This is a genomic window from Nonomuraea sp. NPDC052265 (assembly GCF_044547985.1).
Lineage (GTDB): Bacteria > Actinomycetota > Actinomycetes > Streptosporangiales > Streptosporangiaceae > Nonomuraea.
In genome coordinates, this window is sequence record NZ_JBIUBJ010000064.1 from 1 (window position 1) to 2,063 (window position 2,063).

The following is a 2,063-nucleotide window of genomic DNA, read 5'->3' on the forward strand; positions in this document are numbered from 1 at the left end:
CTCGAGCGGTTCGGCCAGTACGAGTCGATGCGGGCGACGCTGGAGAAGGACCACACGGCCGGTCAGGATGACGCGCTGCTGGACATCTACCGCAAGCTGCGGCCGGGTGAGCCGCCGACCAAGGAGTCGGCGCAGACCCTGCTGGAGAACCTGTACTTCAACCCCAAGCGGTACGACCTGGCCAAGGTGGGCCGCTACAAGATCAACAAGAAGCTCGGGGTCGACTCCGAGATCACGCAGGGCACGCTGACCGAAGAGGACATCGTCGCCACCATCGAGTACATCGTCCGCCTCCACGCGGGCGAGGAGTCGATGCCGGGCGCCAACGGTGAGGTGATCGTCGAGGTCGACGACATCGACCACTTCGGCAACCGCCGCCTGCGCAGCGTCGGCGAGCTCATCCAGAACCAGGTCCGCCTGGGCCTGGCCCGCATGGAGCGCGTCGTCCGCGAGCGGATGACCACCCAGGACGTCGAGGCCATCACGCCGCAGACCCTGATCAACATCCGTCCCGTCGTGGCCTCCATCAAGGAGTTCTTCGGCACCTCGCAGCTGTCGCAGTTCATGGACCAGACCAACCCGCTGGCCGGCCTGACGCACAAGCGGCGTCTGTCCGCGCTCGGCCCCGGTGGTCTGTCCCGTGAGCGGGCCGGCTTCGAGGTCCGCGACGTGCACCCGTCCCACTACGGCCGGATGTGCCCGATCGAGACCCCTGAAGGCCCGAACATCGGTCTGATCGGCTCGCTGGCCTCCTACGGCCGGATCAACGCCTTCGGCTTCGTCGAGACGCCTTACCGCAAGGTCGTCGACGGCAAGGTGACCGAGCAGATCGACTACCTGACGGCCGACGAGGAAGACCGCTACGTCAAGGCGCAGGCCAACACGACGCTCAACTCCGACGGGTCGTTCGCCGAGTCCCGCGTCCTGGTCCGTACCAAGGGCGGTGAGACCGAGCTCGCCCGTGCCGAGGAGGTCGACTACATCGACGTGTCGCCGCGCCAGATGGTGTCGGTGGCCACCGCGATGATCCCCTTCCTCGAGCACGACGACGCCAACCGCGCGCTCATGGGCTCCAACATGCAGCGCCAGTCGGTGCCGCTGCTCAAGAGCGAGGCGCCGCTGGTCGGCACCGGCATGGAGTACCGTGCCGCGACCGACGCCGGCGACGTCATCAGCGCCGAGAAGGCCGGTGTGGTCGAGGAGGTCTCCGCCGACTACGTCACCGTCATGAACGACGACGGCACGCGGACGACATACCGGGTCGCCAAGTTCAAGCGCTCCAACCAGGGCACCTCCTTCAACCAGAAGCCCATCGTCGCCGAGGGCGACCGGGTCGAGGTCAACCAGGTCATCGCCGACGGCCCCTGCACCGACAACGGTGAGATGGCGCTCGGCAAGAACCTGCTCGTGGCGTTCATGCCGTGGGAGGGCCACAACTACGAAGACGCGATCATCCTGTCGCAGCGTCTCGTCCAGGACGACGTCCTTTCCTCGATCCACATCGAGGAGCACGAGGTCGACGCCCGCGACACCAAGCTGGGCCCGGAGGAGATCACCCGGGACATCCCCAACGTGTCGGAAGAGGTCCTGGCCGACCTCGACGAGCGCGGCATCATCCGGATCGGCGCCGAGGTCGTGCCCGGCGACATCCTGGTCGGCAAGGTCACCCCGAAGGGCGAGACCGAGCTGACCCCGGAGGAGCGCCTGCTGCGCGCCATCTTCGGCGAGAAGGCCCGTGAGGTCCGTGACACCTCGCTGAAGGTGCCGCACGGCGAGCAGGGCAAGGTCATCGGCGTGCGCGTGTTCAGCCGCGACGAGGGCGACGAGCTCCCGCCGGGCGTCAACGAGCTGGTCCGCGTCTACGTGGCCCAGAAGCGTAAGATCACCGACGGCGACAAGCTGGCCGGCCGGCACGGCAACAAGGGCGTCATCTCCAAGATCCTGCCGGTCGAGGACATGCCGTTCCTCGAGGACGGCACCCCGGTCGACATCATCCTCAACCCGCTGGGCGTGCCCGGCCGGATGAACGTCGGTCAGGTGCTGGAGACCCACCTGGGGTGGAT

General features: G+C 67.3%; 1 protein-coding gene. It reads left to right on the forward strand.

Translation table 11 applies throughout. The features are described 5' to 3' along the window. The coding region (rpoB, locus tag ACIHAD_RS48815) for a DNA-directed RNA polymerase subunit beta (RefSeq protein WP_397361745.1) at positions 1-2,063 on the forward strand (2,063 nt) is incomplete at both ends.